Annotated in this window: 24 protein-coding genes; 13 read left to right on the top strand and 11 right to left on the bottom strand. The window is 32.1% G+C overall.

Translation table 11 applies throughout. The features are described from left to right. Position 1: 1 nt before the first annotated feature. Entirely contained in the window at positions 2-934 is a 933-nt protein-coding gene (locus C1H87_RS00860; RefSeq protein WP_102754004.1) for a hypothetical protein, read from the top strand. Between the two features lie 14 nt (positions 935-948). On the opposite strand, the gene C1H87_RS00855 is transcribed toward C1H87_RS00860, so the two are convergent. Continuing rightward, positions 949-1,161, bottom strand: coding sequence for a CCDC90 family protein (locus C1H87_RS00855; protein WP_102754003.1), 213 nt, complete (start codon positions 1,159-1,161; stop codon positions 949-951). 193 nt (positions 1,162-1,354) lie between these two features. On the opposite strand from C1H87_RS00855, the gene C1H87_RS00850 reads away from it, so the two are divergent. Both C1H87_RS00850 and C1H87_RS00845 read left to right on the top strand, forming a co-directional pair. Beyond that, positions 1,355-1,561, top strand: coding sequence for a helix-turn-helix transcriptional regulator (locus C1H87_RS00850; protein ID WP_233783279.1), 207 nt, complete (start codon positions 1,355-1,357; stop codon positions 1,559-1,561). Next, positions 1,558-1,968 (top strand): hypothetical protein, encoded by a 411-nt coding sequence (locus C1H87_RS00845; protein WP_102754002.1) that lies wholly within the window; start codon positions 1,558-1,560, stop codon positions 1,966-1,968. The genes C1H87_RS00850 and C1H87_RS00845 overlap by 4 nt, the downstream gene beginning before the upstream one ends. Positions 1,969-3,042: 1,074 nt before the next feature. Here C1H87_RS00845 and C1H87_RS00835 read toward each other — a convergent pair. Beyond that, a complete protein-coding gene (locus C1H87_RS00835) occupies positions 3,043-4,023 on the bottom strand; it encodes a T9SS type A sorting domain-containing protein (protein ID WP_102754000.1) in 981 nt (326 codons plus the stop codon). 73 nt (positions 4,024-4,096) lie between these two features. Next, complete coding sequence (locus tag C1H87_RS00830; RefSeq protein WP_102753999.1) at positions 4,097-6,784, bottom strand: ATP-binding protein; 2,688 nt, start codon at positions 6,782-6,784, stop codon at positions 4,097-4,099. Between the two features lie 192 nt (positions 6,785-6,976). Between C1H87_RS00830 and C1H87_RS00825 the strand changes: the two genes are divergently transcribed. Together C1H87_RS00825 and C1H87_RS00820 are read left to right on the top strand one after the other, a co-directional pair. Then, positions 6,977-8,176, top strand: coding sequence for a T9SS type A sorting domain-containing protein (locus tag C1H87_RS00825; protein ID WP_102753998.1), 1,200 nt, complete (start codon positions 6,977-6,979; stop codon positions 8,174-8,176). 728 nt (positions 8,177-8,904) lie between these two features. Further along, positions 8,905-11,328 carry a S8 family peptidase gene (locus C1H87_RS00820; RefSeq protein WP_102753997.1) on the top strand — a complete coding sequence of 808 codons (2,424 nt, stop codon included), beginning with the start codon at positions 8,905-8,907 and terminating at the stop codon, positions 11,326-11,328. Here C1H87_RS00820 and C1H87_RS00815 read toward each other — a convergent pair. Together C1H87_RS00815 and C1H87_RS00810 are read right to left on the bottom strand one after the other, a co-directional pair. Beyond that, on the bottom strand, positions 11,325-12,356 hold the full coding sequence (locus C1H87_RS00815) for an AAA family ATPase (RefSeq protein ID WP_102753996.1): 1,032 nt from the start codon (positions 12,354-12,356) through the stop codon (positions 11,325-11,327). The two genes, C1H87_RS00820 and C1H87_RS00815, sit on opposite strands and share 4 nt — an antisense overlap. A gap of 150 nt (positions 12,357-12,506) precedes the next feature. Next, entirely contained in the window at positions 12,507-12,704 is a 198-nt protein-coding gene (locus tag C1H87_RS00810; protein ID WP_102753995.1) for a hypothetical protein, read from the bottom strand. Positions 12,705-12,843: 139 nt separating this feature from the next. Here C1H87_RS00810 and C1H87_RS00805 point away from each other — a divergent pair, with 139 nt between their 5' ends. The 5 genes from C1H87_RS00805 to C1H87_RS00785 all read left to right on the top strand — a co-directional run bounded on the left by C1H87_RS00805 (position 12,844) and on the right by C1H87_RS00785 (position 17,184). Continuing rightward, the gene (locus tag C1H87_RS00805; RefSeq protein ID WP_102753994.1) at positions 12,844-13,065 is read left to right on the top strand and encodes a helix-turn-helix domain-containing protein; all 222 of its coding nucleotides are present in this window, start codon (positions 12,844-12,846) and stop codon (positions 13,063-13,065) included. Then, positions 13,065-13,478: a hypothetical protein gene (locus tag C1H87_RS00800; protein WP_102753993.1), complete on the top strand. Its 414-nt coding sequence runs from the start codon at positions 13,065-13,067 to the stop codon at positions 13,476-13,478. Before C1H87_RS00805 ends, C1H87_RS00800 begins: the two co-directional genes overlap by 1 nt. Positions 13,479-14,913: 1,435 nt before the next feature. Next, the gene (locus C1H87_RS00795; protein ID WP_102753992.1) at positions 14,914-15,531 is read left to right on the top strand and encodes a YqaA family protein; all 618 of its coding nucleotides are present in this window, start codon (positions 14,914-14,916) and stop codon (positions 15,529-15,531) included. 64 nt (positions 15,532-15,595) lie between these two features. Then, complete coding sequence (locus C1H87_RS00790) at positions 15,596-15,886, top strand: DUF3817 domain-containing protein (RefSeq protein WP_102753991.1); 291 nt, start codon at positions 15,596-15,598, stop codon at positions 15,884-15,886. Next, positions 15,883-17,184, top strand: a complete 1,302-nt coding sequence (locus C1H87_RS00785) for a mechanosensitive ion channel family protein (protein ID WP_102753990.1) — start codon at positions 15,883-15,885, stop codon at positions 17,182-17,184. Before C1H87_RS00790 ends, C1H87_RS00785 begins: the two co-directional genes overlap by 4 nt. Here the strand turns inward: C1H87_RS00785 and C1H87_RS23245 are convergent. Further along, the gene (locus C1H87_RS23245; protein ID WP_158655076.1) at positions 17,174-17,359 is read right to left on the bottom strand and encodes a hypothetical protein; all 186 of its coding nucleotides are present in this window, start codon (positions 17,357-17,359) and stop codon (positions 17,174-17,176) included. The two genes, C1H87_RS00785 and C1H87_RS23245, sit on opposite strands and share 11 nt — an antisense overlap. Positions 17,360-17,474: 115 nt before the next feature. Here C1H87_RS23245 and C1H87_RS00780 point away from each other — a divergent pair, with 115 nt between their 5' ends. The 3 genes from C1H87_RS00780 to C1H87_RS00770 all read left to right on the top strand — a co-directional run bounded on the left by C1H87_RS00780 (position 17,475) and on the right by C1H87_RS00770 (position 20,123). Beyond that, on the top strand, positions 17,475-18,260 hold the full coding sequence (locus C1H87_RS00780) for a hypothetical protein (RefSeq protein ID WP_102753989.1): 786 nt from the start codon (positions 17,475-17,477) through the stop codon (positions 18,258-18,260). A gap of 165 nt (positions 18,261-18,425) precedes the next feature. Next, positions 18,426-19,070, top strand: coding sequence for a hypothetical protein (locus C1H87_RS00775; protein WP_102753988.1), 645 nt, complete (start codon positions 18,426-18,428; stop codon positions 19,068-19,070). A gap of 9 nt (positions 19,071-19,079) precedes the next feature. Then, on the top strand, positions 19,080-20,123 hold the full coding sequence (locus C1H87_RS00770) for an alpha/beta fold hydrolase (RefSeq protein ID WP_158655075.1): 1,044 nt from the start codon (positions 19,080-19,082) through the stop codon (positions 20,121-20,123). Positions 20,124-20,240: 117 nt separating this feature from the next. On the opposite strand, the gene leuB is transcribed toward C1H87_RS00770, so the two are convergent. The 5 genes from leuB to C1H87_RS00745 form a co-directional block, all read right to left on the bottom strand. Beyond that, the gene (leuB, locus tag C1H87_RS00765) at positions 20,241-21,296 is read right to left on the bottom strand and encodes a 3-isopropylmalate dehydrogenase (RefSeq protein ID WP_102753986.1); all 1,056 of its coding nucleotides are present in this window, start codon (positions 21,294-21,296) and stop codon (positions 20,241-20,243) included. Between the two features lie 21 nt (positions 21,297-21,317). After that, complete coding sequence (locus tag C1H87_RS00760) at positions 21,318-22,838, bottom strand: alpha-isopropylmalate synthase regulatory domain-containing protein (protein ID WP_102753985.1); 1,521 nt, start codon at positions 22,836-22,838, stop codon at positions 21,318-21,320. Beyond that, the gene (gene leuD / locus C1H87_RS00755) at positions 22,839-23,435 is read right to left on the bottom strand and encodes a 3-isopropylmalate dehydratase small subunit (RefSeq protein ID WP_102753984.1); all 597 of its coding nucleotides are present in this window, start codon (positions 23,433-23,435) and stop codon (positions 22,839-22,841) included. Positions 23,436-23,484: 49 nt separating this feature from the next. After that, positions 23,485-24,879: a 3-isopropylmalate dehydratase large subunit gene (gene leuC, locus C1H87_RS00750; protein ID WP_102753983.1), complete on the bottom strand. Its 1,395-nt coding sequence runs from the start codon at positions 24,877-24,879 to the stop codon at positions 23,485-23,487. Between the two features lie 297 nt (positions 24,880-25,176). After that, positions 25,177-25,566: an acyl-CoA thioesterase gene (locus C1H87_RS00745; protein ID WP_102753982.1), complete on the bottom strand. Its 390-nt coding sequence runs from the start codon at positions 25,564-25,566 to the stop codon at positions 25,177-25,179. Positions 25,567-25,577: the final 11 nt, after the last annotated feature.

The raw sequence follows: 25,577 nt of genomic DNA, 5'->3' as shown, positions 1-25,577 counted from the left end.
TATGAATTGGGTAGAAATAAAAGCTTTGTATAAACTCTATAGTGAGAAAGAGGTTAAGCTTAATAAAACAATAAAAAATAGTCCTGTTTTTAAAACACACGAACAAGCTGGAGAAATAACCAAAAGAAGGAAAACGTATGTTGCCGAGGATGATTTTATCCAAGTTTACAAAACCAAATATTTAAGTGACTTTAATAGATATAACGAATTTCTTGAAGTTAAAGAACTACTTAAACCACAATTAAAATTCAGTAAAAAAGCAATTGACCTTTTAATCTCTTTTGACGAGGGCTTAAAAAGTGGAAAATTGACCAAACTAAGAGCAGACCTTATTAAAGCACAAGAAAGTGTAAAAGGATTCTCTTTAATGTTCTTTAAAAATGAAAAATATTTAGACAAGCATCCATCTCTTGTAAATGCCATAAAAAAAATATTGGATATAGAATTAGTTGATAATAAAAGTCAACAATATTTATATGTCTTACAATGCTTTAAGCCCAAGTTAATTATATTATGTGAAAATGGTAATTTTCTTAATAGAGATAAGCTCCCAAGAGAAAACAACTACGAACTTTGGTATGCAGGAGGCCGAAATGTTCCCAAACTAGAGTATACACCAGAAATAAGAAGAGGCTTAGATATTTACTATTCAGCAGACTGGGATAAAGATGGATTAGAAATATATCAATTAGCTAAAAAAATAATTCCAGACTTAAAATTATTACACCCAGATGGTATTTCTAGAAGTATCGTTACAACTGAACACAAAAGCCATTGGTTATACCCTGACCAACCAGAATTATTATCTGGTTTACAACCAGAGTTGTATTCAGAAAAAGATAAAACGAGAATAAGAGAATTAATAACTAAAAACCATTGGATAATCGAGGAAGGGAATAATTTAAAAGTGATGATTGATAATTATAATTCTTAATATAAGAGAAACTTTTAATTGAAAATATTATTTTTTAACTTCCCTGTTCCATAATTAACCCGTTTCTTAAAATCAATTACTTCATCCTTTAATTTCTTATTAGCATTTTCAATTAGTTCATTTTGCATTTTCATAATACGTAACAAGTCGTGAATGGCATTTAAGTTATCTAGTTGTGTATATACGATTCTCTCTAGGTCGGCTTTTGTGTATTTAGGATATGGCATAAAATTTGAAATAAAGTTATTAACAATAAAAATTAAAGTTTAAATTGCTTTTATATAATTTTTACTTACATAAAGTTAATTCAAACTTATAATTAAAATTTTAAAAACACAAGTTTAGATTACTAAAATTTAATTTAAACTTACATTTTAACAAGAATGTATTATATATTTAAAGTAGAATACATTAATAAATATGGCAATAGAAAGGATAAATAGAATAAAAGAAGTTTTAGTGATTCAAGGCAAATCGCAAGTTTGGCTTGCGGAAGAATTGGGAAAAAGCACGACTTCTGTAACAGCTTTTTGCAATAATAAATCACAACCACATTTAAAGGATTTAAAAAGGATTGCAGAAATACTTGATGTAGATATTAGAGAGTTATTAGTTTCTACAAAATGATTGCCTTAGAATTCCTAAAATCAGAATTAAAAAGTCATAACTTAGAATTAAAACCCAAAAGCGATGGGAGGGAAGGAGTAGACTTTTTAATAGGAAACCACCAAATATACTTACAACCGCTAGATTTAGATACTGTAACACAAAGTATTAAAATTGCAAAGCAAGATTTAGGAGAACTAAACGATAACTTGTTTATTGCTTTAGTTTTAATCATAGAAAAACAACCTATAGTTGTTTATGTAATTCCATCTAAGGAATTACAATATTCTAATAACAATTTCTTTGTTAGTAATGATGTGAGTTTAATGCCCAGTTTATCAAATTGGGAGATTAAAATATCGAGCAAATCCTTCAAAGAGCTAGAAAAGTACACTTTAAATAATATGATTAATAAACTAAAAGTTTAGTTTTAGAATATTATGTAAAATAGACTTGCGTTTTTACCCAGATGAAGCGTTGGCAAAACAGCCTCATAAAACTTTGGCTAAAACAATAGGTGAATGAGCGTACATATTTTATAGAGGGCTAGCAATACATATTTTTAATAATAACAATTTTAAAGCAAGTTCTAAGCAGTTTTAAAACGTTATAATGTTTTCTAAAATATAGCGATTGAGCCGTACATTGTTTCCAAAGTTTTATGCAGCCTTGATTTTTTTGTTTCTTTTTTTATCAAGAAAAAAAGATATGCAAACTCTAAAAATGTTTAATTATAGTTCTATAGTGAACAAGTGTATAGAAATTTTAGAGCGTGGATTGAGCTAGGGAAAATTTTATACTCTTGTGGCAAGCTTACGAGAATGTCGTAGAAAAAAATCTTGCAGGATTTTCCTCGAATACGAGAATTATAATTAAGAGCAAAAGGTTTAGCTTTTTTTGGTGCGGCCAAGCGTTGGCAAATTGAGTTTAAAAATAAATGCCATAAAGCATTTAATTTTTTAAAAACAATAAAGCGGTTGGGCGCGGCAATTTTACATAGCGACTAATTATATAAAGCCAAGAGCCGAATGTTTAATGACCCCCAGACGAATGCTCATTGAATAGACTGCATATTCTGGGATATTTTACATAATATTGAATTATAACTATATAATGCTATGAAATACATTTGTACTATAATGTTCTGCGTTATGTAACTTTGCTTTGGTAAAAAGCTTTTTTACCATTTAATTTTCTTTATTTTTTTCTTCTCAAATGTTTCTTTAAAAATGTAATGGAATACGCTTTGCCCGAAGTGACGATAGGAGCGAAGTGGAAATGTGTATGGAATGGGAATAATTATCGAATACATAAATTTGGGCTCTCTAATTTATTAATATTAAATACATTAAATCACATAAATAGTATGATTATTAAAGCATGTATTTATGTAAAACAATTAGAAAAACAATAACTCCTACTGAAAACAGTTTTATGAGACTAAAGAGCTTGTTTTTAGATAGTTGAATTCTGAATCACTTATTTATCTTAAATTATGAGAATCATTCAATAACAATCTTTTTATTTAGTCTTTCCGAATTATAGGTAGTAAGCTTAACAATATAAATACCACTAGCAAGAGTTTGGGGTAAACTAATATTGTTCACGCCATTTGATATAAAAGATTTGTTTAGGACCTGTTCGCCGATTATGGAATATAGCCTGACAGAAAAATGAGTATTCTGCAGACCATTAACCGTTAAGGAGCGTTTATCTGTCATAAATACAAGTACCTCATCAAGCGAAATTGTTAGGTTATCAACACTTAAAGTTGCATCGACACCTTGTACAAAAACGTCATCCATCCATAAGAGACCAGCTCTAGTGGCAGAAAAAGTAAAACTAAGTCCAAAATTAGTATCAAATGTGTAATCTGTATTTGTAGCTGTACCCATAGACATCAAAGCCTCAAAACCACCATCATTATCAACTAATAATTCCCATAAACCATCATTTGTTCTTGTAACTCTGATTCCTTTTGTATTATTGGCGTTCCAATCAATTGCAGTTGTAATTACAGCGCCATCAGCTGCACCGTTAGTCACTTTCCATAAAGTAAGAAGATCGGAAGAGCCAGTAAGGTTTACACCTACGGCATATCCATCTACGGAAGAACCATTTAAATCATTATTGTTTGCAGTTAGGTATACCCAGAACTTGTTCGATGAAGAAGGATCCCAACTCCCTGTTTTTAAATTAAACTGCCAGGTAATATTTTCTGTAGTTAAATCTAAAGAAGAAATGTCTTGGTAAATATAACTATCACCAGATGTACCCGAAAGATTATGTTTTAAAGATCTTGCGGCTGTTATAGCATTTGTTGTTGAATTCCCCCAATGACTAGCAGTTCCTTCTGTCCACCCGGTTATATCACCATCTTCAAAATTGTCGTTTATAACTTGACTATAAGTAGTTATAGATGAAAAGAAGACTACGAGAATTAGAAATATTAATTTTTTGATTTGTTCGAAAAAAGATGTCATAGTAGTTATATAGTTATTAGTTAATAAAAAAATGATTTAAGTATGAATAAAATCAAGAAAGCACCTGTGTTTATTACTCGTCAGATTTTCTAAAATACGCAGAAGGTAGTTTTCCAAATCTTTTTTTAAAAGCCTGAGTAAAATGAGATAGATTGTTCATACCCAATTCATAGGCGATTTCACTAATACTGGTTCTTTCATTATATTCGATCTTACGTTTTGCCGATTGTAATCGAATTTCTCTAATATAGGCGGCTGGTGTTTGTCCAGTAGCAGATTTAATTTTTCTAATTAAACTACGTTCGCTGATAGAAAAATGATATGCTAAATCAATATTGCTTAGTTTTGGATTGGATATGTTTTCGATAATATAGGTATCCAATTTCTTTTTAAATTGTAGGATTTCTGGTAAAGAAAACGTGTCAATTGACTCAGACATACTTTTCTTTTGATTTAAAGCTTTTTTAAGCGATATATTAATACGTAGTTTAAGCTCCTTCATATCAAATGGCTTAATAATATAGTCATCTATCCCCATATGTAATACTTTAATTTTGTCATCTTGTAGTGTCCGGGCGGTTAGAAAAATTACAGGAATCATTGAGAAGTTCTCATCTAATTTTAGTGTTTTAATAAATTCAACACCATCCATAACAGGCATCATATAATCGGTAATAATAAGATCTGGTTTTTGTATAGATTTTAAGAGCCTTAAGGCTTCTTGACCGTTAGCAGCCTGATATAGATTGTAGTCGTTTAAGTGCTGTTCCAGATAGTGTCTCATATCCTGATTGTCTTCTACAATCATAATTAAAGGCTTGTTAGGATCTATTGGTTCCTGTTTATTAAGAGCATATGGAACTATGTTAGTATTAGATTTAACAGAGTCTTCAACTAAAGGAAAACTCAATTCAAACACAGATCCTTTCCCTGGAGTACTCTGTACAGTTACGTTGCCATTATGAAGTTCTATAAATTCATTTACAATAGCCAAACCAATTCCGGTACCACTTACAGACCGTTTACGATCTACCTGATAATAGCGTTTAAATATATTGTCTATATCGGCCGGTGCTATACCAATACCTGAGTCAGCAACAGAAATAGATACCGAATGTTTATATTCTTTTACCGTTATATGTATGTCTCCAGTTGATTTACTATATTTTATAGCATTAGAAATAAGGTTGATGATCATTTTTTCAAAGATATCCCGATCAGTATCTATGTATATTTGATTGGATGAATGTGTTATGTAGATCGTTTGCTTATTTTCGGTAGCGTAATTTTTAAACGATTCAATAATCCCCTTTAATATGGGGATAATATCTTGTTTCTTCTTTGTAATGGTAAGTTGTCCATGATCAAGTTTAGATAAATCCAGTATCTCATTGACCAGTTGTAATAGGTATGTTCCATTTTTCATGGACATTTTTAATTGTTGTTCTATGTCTTTATTTAACTTACCATTATTTAATACGCTTTCCAATGGTCCCAAAAGTAAGGTAAGCGGTGTTCTCAATTCATGGGAAACATTGTTAAAAAAGGTGGTCTTTAGTTCTTCAATTTTTTTTAATTGTTTCTTTTCTTCCTGAAGTTGGAGGACTTCTATTTCTTTTATTGCAATCAAGGATTTATCACGAAAGAAACCTAACACAAGATCTGTCATAAAAACAAAATCCCTGAAAACCAAAGGAATAAGCATACTATTGATTGTCCAGAAATTAGCGGGAATAATTTTACTGGCAGCCAAAAAAGGGAGTACCCCAGCGATTGTAATAGGACCAATAGCCAAAAGGTATACATTTGCCCTATGTAAATTCTTTTTTCGAAATTTAATAAGGAAGACGGTTGCGCTAATTATTGTAATTATAAAATAGAAAGCAATTAATACGTATGGATATAGTTTATCAAAATAGAAAAATGCGGGTATCAACAACAAAATATATGGTGATGTCATGAATCGATACCAAAAACGAGAATATTCTATAACCTTAATATAATGCGCACTAAAAGCCGAAAAACTGTAAACTACTAAGATGGTAAGGCAGAATTCAAGAATGGAAAGAAGTTGACTATTTAAATCGAAGAATGAATCAAATACCTGATTCCGAATGATGATTAAAGGTACACTAACAAAAATAAGTAACAGATAAAAAATATTCTCCCTGGATGGTTTTAGATACACCAGAAATAAAAAAATCATGAAAATGATTATTTCCATCCCAATAGCAAGCGTAAAAATGGTATGAATCTTTGTAGCATATATATCAAAATCCCTCATGGAAAGATACTCCATGCCATCCAGAGATCTGCTTATTGATCCTACTAATGGATAATTGGTTAACTTTATATAAAGTGTGTTTTCTTTATCAAAAGATAGCGGTAATGAGCTTTTATAAATTCCTTTGGTAAGTGTTTTATCTTGATTATCTACCAGTCTTCCAGTGATAGAAATCGCAGAACTAGCATAAGGAGTCTTATAAGATTCTACCTTGTCAAAAAACCTGGATAATAATAACACACCATGTCTCATATTTTGATTAGCAGATTCTTTATATTTTAATCTTAACCAATACACAAGAACTTCACTATTCATGGTGTTAAACGCTTCTAAAGATTCCCATTTTATATCTTCTAAAGAATCTTCAGGTAAAATATCCCCTTCATGAATACTAACAGACAATACTTCCAAAGACGTTTGACCTTTAACAATAGTGGGTGCTATTAAAAAAAATAAAAGGATTAGGGTTCTTATCATCAATAGGGGCTTTTTATGGCTTCACTAAGGTATGATGAATCGTACAGATTACATAGAAATACCTCAAAATTGGCAAATTTTCAATAGAGATTGTCTGGAATTCAACATGCTTATACTCATATCTTTGATGTTTCAGATTGCAAAAAAAATCAAAACTAATCCTGAATTACATTTATATAAAAACAACTACTGATGAAAATTAAAAAACCATTCTTTACTAAAAAAATAAAAACCATATCAATTCTATTTTTTTTGATATTGATTTTGCATAGTATTCCTGCACAGGTGATAAACACCATGGGAACACTATCAGAATCTATTCCAGAAAACAATTTTCAAACTCATAGTTTATCTGTCAACTCAGATGGAACACGTATGTTTAATGATACAACTACAAGCTTTATCAAATCTATGTCTGAGATAGACAATGATAATGATAACGTAGAGAATACAGTCGATTTAGATGATGATAATGACGGTATTTTAGATACAGCAGAGAATAGCCTGGGAGTAGACCCATCTGCCGATACAAATATGAATGGTATACCAAACTATCAGGATTTTTATAATAATGGTAGTACAACTTTACCAGTATGTTTAGATGCTGATCTCGATGGTATTTGTGACACCCTAGATCCTGTCTTTGATTTTGATGGTGATGGTGTTCCCAATCATTATGATTTGGATAGCGATAATGATGGTATTTACGATGTTATAGAAGCAGGAGGGATACCAAGTAGTGTAAACCCTGGACAGGCTAACGACACAGATGGAGACTCTACAAATAATAGTGGAGTGCCTAATTCTGCTAATGGAGGTGCCGGTAATACACCAATAGATACGCTATCAGATGGTTCTTTTGACTTTAAAAATACAGATAGCGATGTAGATGGATGTAGTGATGCTAATGAAGCTTATGGTTTATCGACGGCAGATGGAGGAGATACAGGAGTGTTTGGAGATGATGCATTACTAACTGTAGATCCTGTTACAGGAATAGTTACTACTGTAGGATCAGGCATTGATTATACGATTACTCCTTTAGATGGTGATACAAATAATACAACAGATTATCTGGAAGTTGGTCCCGATGCTGATGGCGATGGCATACCTAATGCTTGTGATGAATTAGGAGTTCCTTTAAGTATAGCTCAAGAGGAGGTAACAGATTCCTCTATATTAATTTATCCAACCCCAGCCTCAGAATACATTAATATCCCAAGTAATAATATAACCATTAAAAGAATTGAGATGGTAAATTCTCTTGGTAAGCGTGTGTTAACAACACAGAAAACGAATCAAATTAGAGTGGATCAATTACAACGTGGATTATATTTTATAAAATTAGATACTAATAAAGGAAAATTAGTTAAAAAGGTTATTGTTGAATAATCCCATTATTATTGCTACAACTCATAGTTTAGCTTTCGTGCATTGAATCAAAGTATGGATTATGAAAATAATTTATAATTGTAAACTTTCTTAACACGATTACAATAAAACCCAAAAAATTAAAGTTTACTAAGCAATTTTATATAATAACAATTATAATGTTCTGCGTTATGTACACTTTGCTTTGGTAAAAAGCTTTTACAGTACTAATCTTCTTTGATTTTTTTCTTGCTAAAATGTTTCTTAAAAATGTAATGGAATACTCTTTGCTCGAAGCGACGCTAGTAGTGAAGGGGGAACGTGTATGGAATGGATAATTTATTCGAAAGGCTAAACGATAAAATTTAGAATCTTAAATAGGGCTCAATAATTATACAAATACATATTTTAAAAAAAGCAAATAATTCTCGTAGATTATACTACCCATTTTTCTTTTTTTGTTGTATTAACATATATAAGATGTTAATTTCTTAAATTATTATATACAAATATCACATGTGTTTACTCTATTGATACTTCCAATTTATATTTACTTCTAATATTATAGTCGAAAACACCTAAATTATTAATATATAATTAATAATAGAATACTCTTTTGACAGAAAGAGTAAACTGTGTATAGGATAGTTTAATATTGTGGTTACCCTTAAACAAATAAGATTAACTAGTAGTTTTAAAATATAAAAGAATAGTAATATCGTTTTTAAATTCAATACCAGAAATAAAGGATGCCAAACAAAAACCATTTAAGAATAATTGCAGATAGACAGCTAGAAGAATCTGGGCAAGTAAAGTTTAATTACGGTTTTGAAGAAAATGAAGATGAAGCTAATATAGAGCCTAATTATATATTTATGGCTAGAGCATTTCGAGACGATTTAAAATCTTATCGGAGTGACATAGAAGTAAAAGTAGCTGCAAAAGATGAGACTATTGATGTTCCTTTTGATGTAGACTATCTAGAAGTAGACTTTATGGGACAGTTTCATTTAGAGAAGTATTACAGTATTTGGTACAACACCTTTGGACTTGAAGGTGTGAGCTTCACCAATTTTAATAGAACAGCGTTATTTTCTATTGCAGATCGAGATAAATTTCAGGTGTTTATTTCTAGTATTGAAGGCCTAATTAATAGAGGTTTAGACGACAATACAGAAGTTGGTTTTAATAAGAATGTACTTTTTGTGAAAAACTTTAAACTTCTCACACTAAGTGATGTTTTACAAGTAAGTGCAGCAAATATAGGGAACGTAGTTGTTCTTAAGACAATAGAACTACCAGCTAGTCCAGTAATTGAAAAAGGGATTCTTGATGCGCTAGAATCTTACTTAACGGTTCATCAAATTTCATACGAAATTAATAGAGAAACACATAGGTTAGAGCTTTATGATGCTACACTAGATGAACTTATTACTATTGCCCAAAATTTTGATGTCATAGAGAGCATAACTTCTTCCCTTTCTGGAGTTGTACGACCAGGGGTATATAATGTTCCTAGTAGGGATTTTGGTTTTGAAATTGCGAATGCAGATGAGGAGCTTCCTTTAATTGGAATATTGGATACTGGAATAAGTATGCAAACTCCACTTGCGAGTATTACACTACGAGATGATACTTTTACATTAGATGGTAACCCATTAATAGATGATTGTGGTAATGATGGACATGGTACAATGGTAGCAGCACTGGCAGCATTAGGAAGACACAATCATAGTAATAACTTTGAAGGTGAAATAACCGCAGACGCAAAGCTGCTATCTATTAAATTAATAGGCAGTGGTGATGGCTATCTTTCTGAAAAAAAGGTAATTGAATTGCTTTATAAAGCGAAAGAAAAATACCCTGAATTGGGTGTTTTTGTCTTAACCATTTGTTATAAAACTCATAAGAAAACGAACGAAACATTCTCTAATTACACATATGAACTGGATAAATTTGCACACGAAACTGATAGCCTAATTTTTATAAGTATTGGGAACAATAGTCAAGCAATGAATGAAAATGTTGATTATGACTTAAATTACTTTAATAATGAGCACACCAACTTAAATACGCCAGCTGACTCAATGAATAATATGACTGTAGGTGCAGCTGCAGATGGTTTATATGGTGGTGTGTTTAACGGTATCGCATCAGGTAAAGAGTTTCCTGCTATCTATTCTCGAACAGGTCATATTGACCTTGCTGCCATATATTCTGCTAAGAAACGTAATAAAAATCTTTTTAAGCCAGATGTTATCGAAGGTGGTGGAGATTATGGATTCTACAATCCTACCACAATAGATTTTATGGATAATGCAGCTATATCTGTATTATCATCTAATCCTGCTTTAGGATATACAAAAGAAGTAGGTACAAGTCTAGCAGCACCTCTTACGGCTAATCTTGCTGCAAAACTTAAAACTATCTATCCAGATTTAAAATCACAAACATTAAAAGCATTGATTATTAATGGAGCATCTCTAAAAAGCATAGCGTATCCAGATGTAAACAAATCTTTGCTTAATAGAACTTCTGGCTATGGACTTATTGATGCTAATAGGACTATTTTTTCAGATGAGAATAGTGCAACAATGATATTGGAAGACAGTATCCAAAGCGGTGAACAAAAGATATACCCTATAAACTTTCCAGATTACCTAATTTCAACAAGTCTAGGTAAGACTAATCGGGTACTTAAAATAACAGCTACATTATGCTTTAGCTTTTTACCATTACAGCACAATCAATTAACATATTGTCCTGTGCATATGGCATTTAGTATTTTCAAGAATCATTCTTCAGATGATATTAACCGAGTGCAACGAGTGCTAAACTCAAAGTTACGAACTACATTAAGCTGGTCTCAATCTGCAAGAGATAAATCTACTCCAGCACCTTATAGTAATGTTCAAAAAATTGAATTTAATGTTGATGTTGCACAACTGAGAAGTGAAGGGAAAACCTTTAAATTAGCAGTACAAGCTCTATTGTCAAATCAAATTATGGCATCTCAGATTGAGAATTATCCAACAGAATTTAATTTCTCACTAGTCCTTAATATTGAAGAAACGGTAAGAACTAATACAGGTCGTCTATACGACGAATTAAGAGCAATAAACAATGTTGAAGTTATTAATGTAGTCGAAGCTGACTTAGAAGGAGAGGTTTAAGAGTTTATCTCAAGAGATTTTTTTTCTGCAATGACAAGAGCTTTCCAAATTTGACTATCAATTTTAGTTATGGACTTTACATCTTTATCACTTTGATTAAATAAACTACGCTTTAATGCAGTAATAAGCGTCTTTTGAATGCTGTAGTAAGACAGACCTTCACACAGCTTCATAATCTTTGTTCCCTCTCTTTTATTACTTAATACAAAACCACTCTTGCTTAATGTTAACTCAACAAGGTTTTTAATTTGTCCAGTATTTGGTAATGAGAAACCTATAATACTATCAAATCTTCTTGTCAACGCAGAGTCTAGCATTTCCTTTTGATTAGTCGCAGCGATTACAATACTACTTTGAGGTAAATAATCAAATAATTGAAGTATAGTATTAACCACACGTTTCATTTCTCCGTGATCTTGACTGTAATCACGCACTTTTCCTAAACTATCAAATTCATCAATAAAAATAATACAGTCTTCAAGTGCTGCCTTCCTAAATATCTTAGAAAGATTTTTACTAGTCTCACCCAATTTAGAAGAAACTATTGCTCCTAAATTGACTACAACCATCATTTTTTTTAATTCACCAGCAATGATATAAGACGCTAATGTTTTTCCACAACCAGATGGTCCATGCAATAATAGTTTGTTAGAAACAGGAAGCTTGAAATTTTGTAGTAATTCAATTTTTTCGTGCTCTTCAATGAAATGTTTTAATTCTCCCATTACCACATCATCAGCAACAATGTTTTCCAAAGAATAATCTGAAGTGATTTTTTCTAGAATTAAATCTTGCAAGTCACGATCGTTCTGACGTTGCTGATAAGAATCTGAGCTTACTTTTGTCAAACTATTAGCACTTTGTTGGCGCATTGACTCTTTAAGAATAGATTGCAATTGAATTGCAAAATTTACTTTTTTAGTCTTTTTAGAATGTTCAACAAGTTCGTTAATTACCGTCAATAGGCGTTCTTGGTCATTTTCAAGACCATATTTTGCTATCTCTTTTATGTAATCAAATTGGCTCAATTATTCCCTTAAATTTTGTGCAAATATAACGAACTAAAATTAAGGTTTTAGTATTATATCTTCTAATATAAGTATTTCTATTTTAACTTTGAAAAGTTTTAATATTATAATTTTTAATTTGAAAGGAAATGAATCAGAAGAATAATGACTTTATTTAAATTTTCCAGTTCCATAATTAACCCGTTTCTTAAAATCAATCACTTCATCCCTTAATTTCTTATTCGCATTATCTATAAGCTCATTCTGTACTTTCATAATACGTAAAAGGTCGTGAATAGCATTTAAATTCTCTAATTGTGTATAAACAATCTGCTCAAGTTGTGCTTTAGTATATCGTGTTTTACTCATTGGTGTTATTTTTTAACACATGTGTGTTGATTTTCTATACTAAAGTATTAAAAATATACCCAAATACAAATAAAAAGTTTTAAAATTTGACACATTAGTATCAAGTATCTATATTTATGTATATAAAAATGATATATATATGACTAAATTAGGTCTCTATTTAGCAAAGAAATCTATTAATAAAGCAGAGGTTTCTCGTAAAACAGGGATTAGCAAATCTCGCATGAGTCAGCTAAGTTCCAATGAATCTACAAAACTTCGAGTAGAAGAACTATATCTTATTGCTTTAGCTATTGATGTTGATCCTTGCGAAATCTTTAAAGAAATCTGTGCAGACTTAAAATTAAAAGAAGAAAACTAATGTCTTCTTTAATTATAGATTTTCTAAAATCAGAACTGAAAAACTTTTATTTAGAATTAACTACAAAAATCGATGGAAGGGAAGAGGTAGATTTTTTAATTGGAGATAACCAATTATATCTACAATCCATAGATTTAGATACTACACAAAGAAGTATCAAAATTTCAAAACAAGACTTAGGAGGATTAAAAGATAATTTATTTGTCGCTTTAGTCTTAATAATAGACAAAGAACCAAGAGTTGTTTATTTAATTCCATCCAAACATTTATCGCATTCAGATAGTAATGTCTTTAAAGAGAATGAAGTCAGTTTAATACCTAGTTTATGTAATTGGGAGATTAAAATATTTTCCAATGGCTTAGATGAATTGGAAATGTACACTATCTCCAATCAAATAGAAAAATTACGTTAACAGTTTTGAGAGCAAAAAAAAAACCTATGATGGTGGTGGAGGAAAATTTGTAATACCAAGCTCTAGCCCAAATAACCTAATAGCGTGTACATAAACTTTATGCTTAGGCATATAAATTATTTTAAAACTACACTTAGGGTGTACACCAAAGAATAAATAACTACGATAAGGCTTAAGCCTAAAATAGAAAAGATAACGAACATCCATAATAAAAATATTTAAAGTTAAACCCTAGCACCATGCTAAGGATAGCCGATTAATCTGTTTTGAATGAGTCAAATGCAAGGGGTAAAGCGGTTTACGGAGCGTTGGATGTGGTGTTGGCTAAATAGCTTTACTTCATTTTACCCTTGCATTTCACGAACCGAAAAACATAATTTTGGTGTGACTTGTATGCGTATCAAAACTCAATAGTTAACGAAATGTTCAATAGAAGCAGGATGTTAAAACGACCTCATACTAATTTTGGCTAAAACAATAGGTGAGTGGAGCGTACATATTTTAGGGGTTAGTTAGAATTATTCTTGGTTTTTCTGCATTTTAAAAGGATTTCAGCAGTAATCTTGGTTACTACCGACGTTTCCTAAAATATAGCGTAACGAGCCGTACATTGTTTCCAAAATTATATGCAGTCTTGAATTTTTGTTTCTTTTGTTTCAAGACAAAAGATATAATGAAACCTTTAATAAACATCTTGTAGTCGATGCCAGCGCACAACTCGCACAAAATTTCAGAGATACTTAATCTCTAAAATTTCTGTCGTATTTGACATAATGTTAGAAGCACTAAACAAAAGAAGATTAATCGGAGCCATACATATAACAAGTGTATAGAAATTTTAAAGTTTGGATTTAAGCAAGGGAAAATTTTATACTCTTGTGACAACCTAACGAAAAGCTCGTGAAAAAAATATAACGAGAATATCCTCGCCAACGTAAAGTTTAAAACGAATCTAAAAGTTAGCTTTTTTTGGCGTTGGCAAGCGATGGAAAATTGTGTTTAAAAATAAATGTCATAAAGCATTTTAATTTTTAAAAAGCAATCGAGCGCTTGGCAGCGGCAATTTTACATAATGACTAATTATAGCTACAAATGTATAAACGTGAAGTTTCTTGAGAATCGCTTATTTAAAAAAATATGAACGATTGTGCAGAATATCAAAATTAAACGAGAAGCCAAACACGACTGTTTAATGACCCAGGTACTAAACGTTATTATGAAACTATAAACATTCTGGGATATTTTACATAATATTGAATTATAGCTATCTAATGGATGAAATACATTTGTACTATAATTAATATTATGTAAAATAGAATATTTCAACACCCCTGTTTACCGTGAAATTAGTGTTAAATAATGATAAAACCGCATATACCTGTTTTGCGATAAAAACATTACGCTTATATTTGTACTGCCTTATAATTTCAATGCTATGAAATCGAAGCCTAAGTCGAAGTCTGAAAAGACTCGAATGCAATTATTACATCAATATTATAACTATACTGGTTTTTACAGCTTTGTATGGAATGCTGTAAAAAAAGCTTTACCATATATTATTATAATTGTTATCGGTATTTATATCGTTAATAAGTATTTCAATATTAACGAAGCCCTAGTCCGTTTAACGGAAATACTTCCGGCATATGGTGTTATGGCTTTCTTTTTTGTTTCCGAAACACTTTTAGGAATCGTTCCTCCTGAAATATTTATTGCCTGGTCAGGAAAAATGCCTGAGCCATGGTTATATCTGTCATTTTTAGCATTACTTTCTTATGCTGGCGGTTTAATCTCCTATTGGTTGGGTGTTGCTATTACCAAAATACCAAGAGTACACGATTATATGCATAAAAAAATGGAAACCCAGTTAAAGAACTCAAAAAAATGGGGTGGTTTCTTGATTGTTGTTGGAGCTCTGCTTCCACTCCCATTCTCAATATCCTGTATAGCTGCTGGTATTATAAAGTTTCCGTTTAGAAATGTGATTCTATACGGTTCGTTACGATTGGTGCGTTTTGTTATCTACGGACTCATTATTTTTAACGCACTATAAATAAGCCGTATATATACGAGGTTATTTTGGTTTTCTACCTTATTTTTGCACGAAACCTTTATATATGTTTTCATTCCCATCTATATTCAGAATTGTTGCCTTTTTAGAAGGCGTCTCTTATATTCTATTATTATTTATCGCGACACCTATAAAGTACCTTATGCACGACCCGCAATATGTTAAACTATTAGGTATGCCCCATGGCCTGTTATTCATAGCCTATATCGCTTTTGCCTTCATGTTAAGAAAAGATTTTAACTGGAACAAAAAACAGTTTGTTACAGTTCTAGTTGCCTCCATAATTCCGTTTGGTACGTTTTACATTGATAGAAAATATTTAAAACTTGTAAAATGATACAAGAGACTGAAAACATTGAAACAACTTCGGAAGCTATCGATTTTAAGCATTTAATATACGACCGTTTAGTAGAATTAGATATCTCAAAATCTACTGCCGAATACCTAAACATGCTCGGACTGCTTCTAGTATTAGTAATCGCGGTTTTTATTATAGATTTTATAATAAGAAAACTATTAGTAAAGTCCTTTAATAAATTCGCTACCATATCAAAAACCAATTTTGATGATTTCATGGTAGCCAATAAGGTACCTCGAAACATCGCGCATATCATTCCGTTATTGATAGCCATGGAGTTCACGCCTTCTATTTTTGCAGATTTTCCAAATTTCGATGGTGTTATAGAAAAAGGATTGCGAGTCTTTGCTATTGTTTTAACACTTTGGATAGTAAGAAGTCTGTTAAACACGGTAAAGGACTATTTAAAAACACTCCCAAGGTTAAAGGATAAGCCTATAGATAGCTACATACAGGTATTCATGATTTTTGCCTGGGTAGCTGGTTTCATGTCGGCCTTAGCCATTATAACCGAGACCCCTTTCCTATCGTTTTTAACCGCTATGGGTGCTGCCTCGGCTGTTATTATTCTGGTTTTTAAAGATACCATTCTTGGTTTTGTTGCTAGCATACAAGTATCTATAAATGATATGGTACGCATTGGCGATTGGATTACGTTTGAAAAATACGGAGCCGATGGTGATGTGATTGAAATTAATCTGGCTACTGTAAAAGTTCAGAATTTCGATAAAACAATTACAACCATTCCTACCTATGCCCTTATATCTGATTCTTTTAAGAACTGGCGAGGTATGATGGATGCAGATGGCAGGCGAATTAAAAGAGCCTTATTCATAAAACAGGATTGTGTTAAATATCTAAATGAAAATGAAGTCAACAAGCTTAAAAACATTCAGCTTATAACGACCTATTTAGAAACCAGAAATGAAGATATTGATTCGTATAATAACTCCAACAATATCAATAAAGACCTTTTAATAAACGGTAGGAACCTTACCAATATAGGTATTTTTAGAAAATATATTGACGCATACCTCAATCGACATTCTGGAGTGAACAAAGACATGATGATCATGGTACGTCAATTAGCACCAACAACTCAAGGTATTCCTATGGAAATCTATGCTTTTAGCAGTGATAAGCGCTGGGCAAATTATGAGTATATCATGTCTGATATATTCGATCATTTAATAGCAGCACTTCCCTACTTTGATTTAGAGATATTTGAACTACCTAGTAGCTCTAGTTTTAAAGAAAAAACCGTCGTTAGCGAATAACCAATTTACTTGTCTTCACATCATTAATCTTAAAAAGATATAAGCCAGGCATGATCTTTTTAAAGGCGAAAGATACTTCGCTTAAATTGTTATAATCTACATCCAATAACTTTTTCCCAAGAATAGAATACAGATCAACGTTACGTATCAATCTACCATTAATCATCAAAACCATATGATGGTTTATTAGGGTTTAGATAATTAAGTTAGAAGTTTTGGAGTTACCGAATAATACATATATTTGTATCCTTCCCCAAAGTAAATATTTGTAATTCCATTAATTCATAGTTATGAAGTTTTTGTGCTTTATCTCTCTATTGTTTTTGCTATGTTTTCAATTAGAAGGGCAAAACGTAGATTTTGTTTTTAATAAAGAGTTTAACAATCTAATTGCTTTAAAAGAAGGTAAATCTCCTTACGCCTATGAAATATTATCCCAAGAACGGACAAGCTCTATTAAAAAACCTTCAACTAAGCGTATATCTGAGTTTTATAAACGCGCTTTAGCATTTGCCGAAAAAGCAAAAAGTGATAGTACAAAAATTGCTCAGCTAAAAAAGGAATCCAGATTTACACCAGAAATTGCAAAAAAGCTTAATGAAACAGAAGTAAATAACAGATTAAACATTGCTAGAAGGAGTTTAAAAACTACCGAAAAATATGAAACTGTACCAAGTGAAGTTATCATTGAAACTTATAATGAGTTAAAAATTAGAAGAAATATTTTTAAACCACAGCATGTTATCATAGGTAAATTTAAAAGCTTAGGTTCATATTATGTTACAAAGGCTATCAATCGTTATAATGATAGCTGTTTAATTTCTGTAGCAGACGCAAAAAAAGATAAATTAACAAAGGAGCATTTTCTCTTTGATGATGTTTTTGAGGTCATACAAAATATTGAAACAGATGCTATATACATGGTTTATCCTGTTTTTTTGGAAAAATACCCAATTAATAAGATAGCAGCTCAAAAGCAATATAAAGACAAAGTTGATTTATCTAAAAAAACATACACGAATACTATTGATAAAGCGTTAGACTCTTTAATCCTAAACTACAAAAAAGTATATTAAAAAATCGATGGTATTACCAAATCGATAAACTAAAAATGTTTCTAACTTAATTTAACTTAATTCTACTTTTTTTATAATTCATTAAGTTTTAATTACATATACTTTAACAGTAATAGATAAGCTATAAGGATAGTTTTGCTTCCATGAACAATAAATCTATAGTACATGAAATTAAAACTATGCTTACTTATTTCTTTTCTACTTTTCATTTTAAAAGTAGGATTTGCACAAAATTTAGAAGGTACAAACAATCTTACTACTCCCCTTTCAAAATCTTTTTTAGATAGAACCGAATTTAAAGCCAGTTATTTTGGTAATATTTTCTGGAACAATGGCTTGGTTTTTGGTGCTGAATATCTTTTGAAAGAACATGTAAAAACTAAAAACAGAAAACGTGGACAAAGAACAAATACACATCAATTTCTTCTAAATGGAAATCTAGGTTTTACTACTAATTTCTCTTCCAAAACAGACACTGGAGTCTTTACCAATTATGGGCTTACCTGGAGAAGAACAAATAAGAAGGGGAAACAATTTAGTATAGCTTTTAACCCTTTAGGATACTATCGCTCTTTTTTACCCGAAACATACAAAGTTAATGGAGATAATGTCGAGAAAGTCTTTCTTCCAGGCAGAGGTTACTACGCGCCATCCATTTCTGTAGGCATTGGTAAACAAAGAAAAGGTAAAAAGATAACGGGACGGTATTTTAATATCAATTTAATGTTAAGAACTCCATATAATGCAGGGACATTACCAGCTTTTAATTTCCAGTATGGGTACCGTTTTAATTTAAAAAAGAAAAAATAGATGCGAAAAATGATTAATAATTACTCAAAACTACTATTACTAATAATTGCTTTATGGACTACTTTTTCATGTTCTAAAGACGATAATCTTAATGATTTAAATGAAACATTATTTGTGCGCCATAAAGATGCAGATATGCCAGTTTACATACATGGCAATGCTTCAGAAAAAATATTCCTTATTATATTACATGGCGGACCTGGAGGTTTTGGATTAGCTTATCGTGCCAATACTATTAAAAGTGATATTGAAAAAACCTGTGCCGTTGTTTATTTCGATCAAAGAGGATCTGGAATGGCTCAAGGAAGTTATTCTAAAAGCGGGATAAGTGTTGATATTATGGCAGAAGATATTTTAGCACTCGTAAAAGTTATTAAGCATAAATATGGCAGCGATTCTCGATTTTTTTTAATGGGACATAGTTGGGGAGGTGCATTGGGAACTGCTACATTATTAAAAAACCAAAGTGATTTTTTAGGATGGATTGAGGTAGATGGGGCTCATGACCCTAAAGGCATGTACCTTGAATATATTTCCAATTTTAAGCGTGTTGCTTCCGAGCAAATTGAAGCTGATAATAGCATTGATTTTTGGGAAGGTGTTATTGATTTAGCAAATAATGTAAATCAGACGCAATACATCCAGGAAGATTTTTTTGATATGAATTCAAAAGCCTTTGAAGCAGAAGACCAACTAGTAAATGATAATGTTATTAATAATGAAAAAGATGATGGTAACAACACTGTTTTTAAATACAATTTGTTAACCGCTTTATGGAATAAAGCTAATACTCAATCCATTCTTAATGATAGAGGTCTTTTTAGGAATTTATCTTTTACTAATAGGCTTCAAGAAATTACGATACCCGCTTTAGTGCTTTCGGGTAAATATGATTTGGTCGTCCCTCCAAAATTTGCGCAAGAAGCTTATGATAATTTAGGCTCTAGTACAAAAGAATTGGTAATCTTTGAAAGATCAGGTCATTCACCTATGTCTAGTGAGCCTGAATTATTCTCAGAAACAGTGATTGATTTTATTAATCAAAATAAGTAACTACTTACTATTTTGAATACTTTGCTTCGCAACTTTTCAAAATAGAGTTTCACTAATAAAAAACCTGTTAAGAAAGTAACACTTAACAGGTTTTTAAATATATGTTTTAAGGAATAATTAAATATTCGAAGCTAACCAGTCCCCTACTTCTTTTGTTCCGTAAGCTTTTCCGCCATCAGATAAATCTTCTGTAACAATGCCTTCATTTAAAGCTTTATTAACTGCTTCTCTAATCGCTTTACCTTCTTCTTGTAAACCAAAGTTCTCGAACATCATGGCTGCCGATAAAACTGTAGCCATTGGATTTGCGATATTCTTTCCGGCTGCTTGTGGATACGATCCGTGAATAGGTTCAAATAAACCAATATCAGATCCTAAAGATGCCGATGGCATTAATCCCATAGATCCTGAAATTACAGAAGCTTCATCAGTTAATATATCTCCAAATAGGTTTTCAGTAATTAACACATCATAACTGTTTGGCCATTGTACCAAGCGCATCGCTACAGCATCAACAAACTCATAGCTCACTTCTACTTCTGGGTAATCCTTTTCCATGGCTTGAACGGTTTCTCTCCATAGTCTTGATGTTTCTAACACATTAGCCTTATCTACACAACACAGTTTTTTAGAACGCGTCATAGCCAATTCAAAACCTTTTTTAGCTAAACGTTGCACCTCTTCTCTTGTGTAAACACAGTTATCGTAAGCGGTTTCTCCTTCTTCTCTTCTACCCTTTTCACCAAAGTAAATACCTCCAGTTAATTCGCGTAAGAAAACTAAATCCGTTCCTTCAATACGCTCTCTCTTCAATGGTGATTTTTCTAACAACGAAGGAAACGTAAAGGTTGGTCTTACATTAGCAAATAAACCTAAGGCTTTACGCATTTTTAGCAGACCTTGTTCCGGACGCACTTTTGCAGATGGATCGTTATCGAAACGCGGGTGACCAATAGCCCCAAATAAAACCGCATCAGAAGCTGCACAAATATCATGTGTTTCGTCTGGGTAAGGCTCTCCAACAGCATCAATAGCTGCCGCACCTGTTAGTGCTGGTTTCCAAGTTATTTCATGTCCAAATTTATTAGCAACAGCATCACTTACCTTTACGGCTTGATCTATTACTTCTGGTCCTATACCGTCTCCGGCTAAAAGCGCAATATTAAATTTCATTTATTTTGTTTTATTCTAATCTTAGTTAATAATTATGTTCAGCATTTTTTCGGTTGCCTTAATAGCAGACACGGTTTGATCTGAGTCTAAACCACGTGTTTTAAATTCCTCTTTAACATCTTTCCACGTAATAATGGTTTCACATAAAGCATCTGAGTGACTTCCAGGTGGAATTCTTACAACATAATCTATTAAGCCAGGTAATACCATGTCTTTCCTCTTAAAGATGTTTCTAATGGCATTCATGAAAGCATCAAATTGTCCGTCACCCTGAGCATTTTCTTCAAAAGTTTCGTTGTTTATGGTAATAGACACCGTTGTAGACGGTTTAAGGCCTTTAGAATGTGTTAGCACATACGAATTCACTTTTACTTTTTCTTCGTAGGTATGATCTAAAACATCAGAAATAATATATGGTAAATCCTCTTTAGTTACCACTTGTTTTTTATCTCCCAACTCAATAATACGTTGGGTAACTTTTCGTAAATCGTCATCATTAAGTTGAAGCCCTAGTTCTTGTAAATTCTTTTGAATATTAGCTTTTCCAGATGATTTTCCTAATGCATATTTACGCGTTCTTCCAAATCGTTCTGGCAACAAATCGCTAAAGTACAAGTTCTTCTTACTATCTCCATCCGCATGTATTCCAGCTGTTTGCGTAAACACGTTTGCTCCAACCACAGGCTTATTTGCAGGGATTATAACGCCAGAAAATGTTTCTACAAGTTTACTAACGGTATACAATACTTTTTCATTAACACCAACCTCAATGTCTGGCATAAAATCATTAATTACGGCTATGGTACTCGACATGGGCGCATTACCTGCACGTTCTCCCATACCGTTAATAGTTAAGTGAAGCCCGTCTGCTCCTGCTTTAAGTGCCTCCATAACATTAGCTACACCCAAATCATAATCGTTGTGGGCATGAAAATCGAAATGTAAATTAGGATACTTGTCTTTAATTTCTTTTACAAAATCGTAAGATTCCTTTGGTGTAATAACGCCCAAAGTATCGGGAAGCATAATGCGTTTAACGGGTTGCGTAGAAAGGAATTCTAAAAATTCAAAAACATAGTCTTTGGAATTACGCATGCCATTACTCCAATCTTCTAAATAAACATTAGTTTCAATACCTTTTTGCTCTGCTAAAGAAATAGTTTTTGATATTTCTTTAAAATGCTGATCTGGAGTCTTTTTTAACTGATGAGTTAAATGATTTAATGAACCTTTTGTTAACAAGTTTTGTACCTTGGCTCCTGCCTCGATCATCCAATCTATGGAAACGCCATTATCAACAAAAGTTAATACTTCAACCGTATGTAAATAATCATTTTCTTTTGCCCATGAAGTAACATCCTTTACAGCTTGAAGTTCACCTTCAGATACTCTGGCAGATGCTATTTCTATACGATCTACTTTTAATTCTTCTAATAAAAGTTTTGCTATAGTTAGTTTTTCTGAAGCAGAAAACGACACGCTCGAGGTTTGCTCACCATCGCGCAATGTCGTATCCATTATTTCTATTTTCTTCATTGCCATTTATAGCATCAAACCATTTGCAAATGTTTCTATTTCGCCTTTCATGCTTTGTAAATAATCAATATCATCAAATCCATTAAGCATATTGTCTTTTTTGTAGCTGTTAATCTCGAAAGATTCTTGTGCTCCAGTAGATTTAATTGTAATCGTTTGTTCTGGCAGGTTTACTTCTATTTCCGTATTGGCATCCTTATAAATCTCTTCAAAGATTTGCTCTGAAAATTCCGGACTTACTTGTACCGGTAAAACACCAATGTTTAAACAGTTGTTTTTAAAGATATCTGCAAAAAAGCTAGATACTACACAACGGAATCCGTAATCGTAAACCGCCCAAGCAGCATGCTCTCTAGAAGACCCTGAACCAAAGTTCTTTCCTCCTACTAAAATTTTACCACTATAAACAGGGTTATTTAATACGAAGTCTTCTTTTGGAGTGTTGTCATCATTATATCTCCAGTCTCTAAACAAATTATCTCCAAATCCTTTACGTTCTGTTGCTTTTAAGAATCTAGCAGGTATAATTTGATCGGTATCAACATTTTCCAAAGGTAATGGAACTGCGTTGCTTGTTAGTATATTAAATTTATCGTAAGCCATTATTTTATATTTTTTTGTTTAATCGTTGATTTATTTAAAACATCAATGATTATAATAAATCTCTTGGGTCGGTTACTACGCCAGTAACGGCAGCTGCCGCTGCTACTAACGGACTAGCAAGTAGTGTTCTGGAACCAGGTCCTTGACGCCCTTCAAAGTTTCTGTTTGAGGTACTTACTGCATATTTTCCGGCAGGAACCTTATCATCATTCATTGCTAAGCAAGCAGAACATCCAGGTTGTCTTAATACAAACCCAGCTTCTGTAATGATATCCAAAATACCTTCTTCCTTAATTTTATCTTCTACTTCATGAGAGCCAGGAACTAACCAAGCCGTAACATGATCTGCTTTTTGTTTTCCTTTAACAATAGACGCGAATGCTCTAAAGTCTTCAATTCTACCATTGGTACAGCTTCCTAAGAATACATAATCGATCTTTTTACCAATCATGGAGTCATTTTCTTGGTACCCCATATAATCTAAAGATTTTTTATAGGTAGCAACACCACCTTCAACAGCTTCTGCATTAGGAATATTATTAGAAATCCCCATTCCCATGCCTGGATTTGTACCATATGTTATCATAGGCTCTATATCGCTGGCAGAGAATGTTAATTCTTTATCGAATGTTGCATCGGCATCGGTTTTTAAAGTTTTCCAATGTGCTACAGCCTTATCCCAAGCTTCCCCTTTTGGAGATAGTGGTTTATCTTTTAAATATTCGAAAGTTGTTTCATCTGGAGCAATCATACCACCACGTGCACCCATCTCAATAGAAAGGTTACAAACCGTCATACGGCCTTCCATAGTCATATTTTCAAAAACATCTCCGGCATATTCAACAAAATATCCAGTTGCACCAGAAGTTGTTAAGTTTGAAATGATATAAAGCGCCACATCTTTGGGAGTTACACCTTTTCCTAATTGCCCATTTACATTAATACGCATTTTTTTAGGCTTTGGCTGCATGATGCATTGTGTAGATAGCACCATTTCTACTTCCGATGTTCCAATACCAAAAGCAATAGCTCCAAAAGCACCATGTGTAGATGTATGTGAATCTCCACAAACAATAGTAGCTCCAGGGAAAGTAATGCCGTTTTCAGGACCTACAACGTGTACAATACCATTTTTTTTATGACCAAGTCCCCAATGGCTAATACCATATTCATTAGAATTATCTTCTAATGCCTTTAACTGATTTGCCGATAGTGGGTCTTCAACTGGCAAATGTTGGTTAATTGTTGGTGTATTATGATCGGCAGTGGCGAATGTACGCTCTGGATACAAAACGCTTAAGCCTCTACTCTTTAACCCTAAGAATGCCACAGGACTTGTTACTTCGTGTATAAAATGACGGTCTATGAAGAATACGTCTGGTCCGTCTTCAATTTTTCTTACGACATGCGAATCCCACACTTTGTCAAATAATGATTTGCTCATAAAATATTTTAAATTAATGTATTGTAATAATTAAGAAAACAAATTTATAAAAAACCACCTTTTTTTTGCAGTCTTATAGGCATTTAAGACACTTTGCTATTAAATTTTTATAAAATATCCAATAGATAGCCCGTTCATTGAATTAAATGCAATAGAACAATGAAATTGATTATAATTTTCAAAACACATTTTGCACAAAGTACAATAGCCCATTTAACTAGTCCTGAAAAGGGCTGAGTAAATATTCCATTACCAATACATAAATACGGGCTTAACTATTAAATAAGGGAGGTAATATTACACTTTCAGTCTATCTACTACATATTCTATTTCTGTTTTTCCGTGAGGCTTAGCTTTACCATTTTCGCCCAGATTAACCATTACAATATTGGAAATTGTAATGATTGTTTCCCGGGTCATTTTATTTCTAACTTCACTTTTCAATACTAAAGAAGCATTTCCAAATTTAACAACATCAATACCAATTTCTACAATATCTCCTTGTCTGGCAGAAGCTTTAAAATCTATTTCACTCATATATTTAGTTACAACTTTTTGGTTTTCAAGTTGTATAATGGCATACAAAGCGGCTTCTTCGTCTATCCATTCTAATAATCTTCCTCCAAATAATGTTCCGTTTGGGTTTAGGTCTTCTGGTTTTACCCATTTTCGTGTGTGAAATCTCATAAGTATATCTA

It is taken from the genome of Flavivirga eckloniae (assembly GCF_002886045.1).
In the GTDB taxonomy this organism is placed as follows: Bacteria; Bacteroidota; Bacteroidia; order Flavobacteriales; family Flavobacteriaceae; genus Flavivirga; species Flavivirga eckloniae.
Note: the sequence above shows the minus strand (reverse complement) of the source record. Positions and strands in the feature narration are given on the sequence as shown.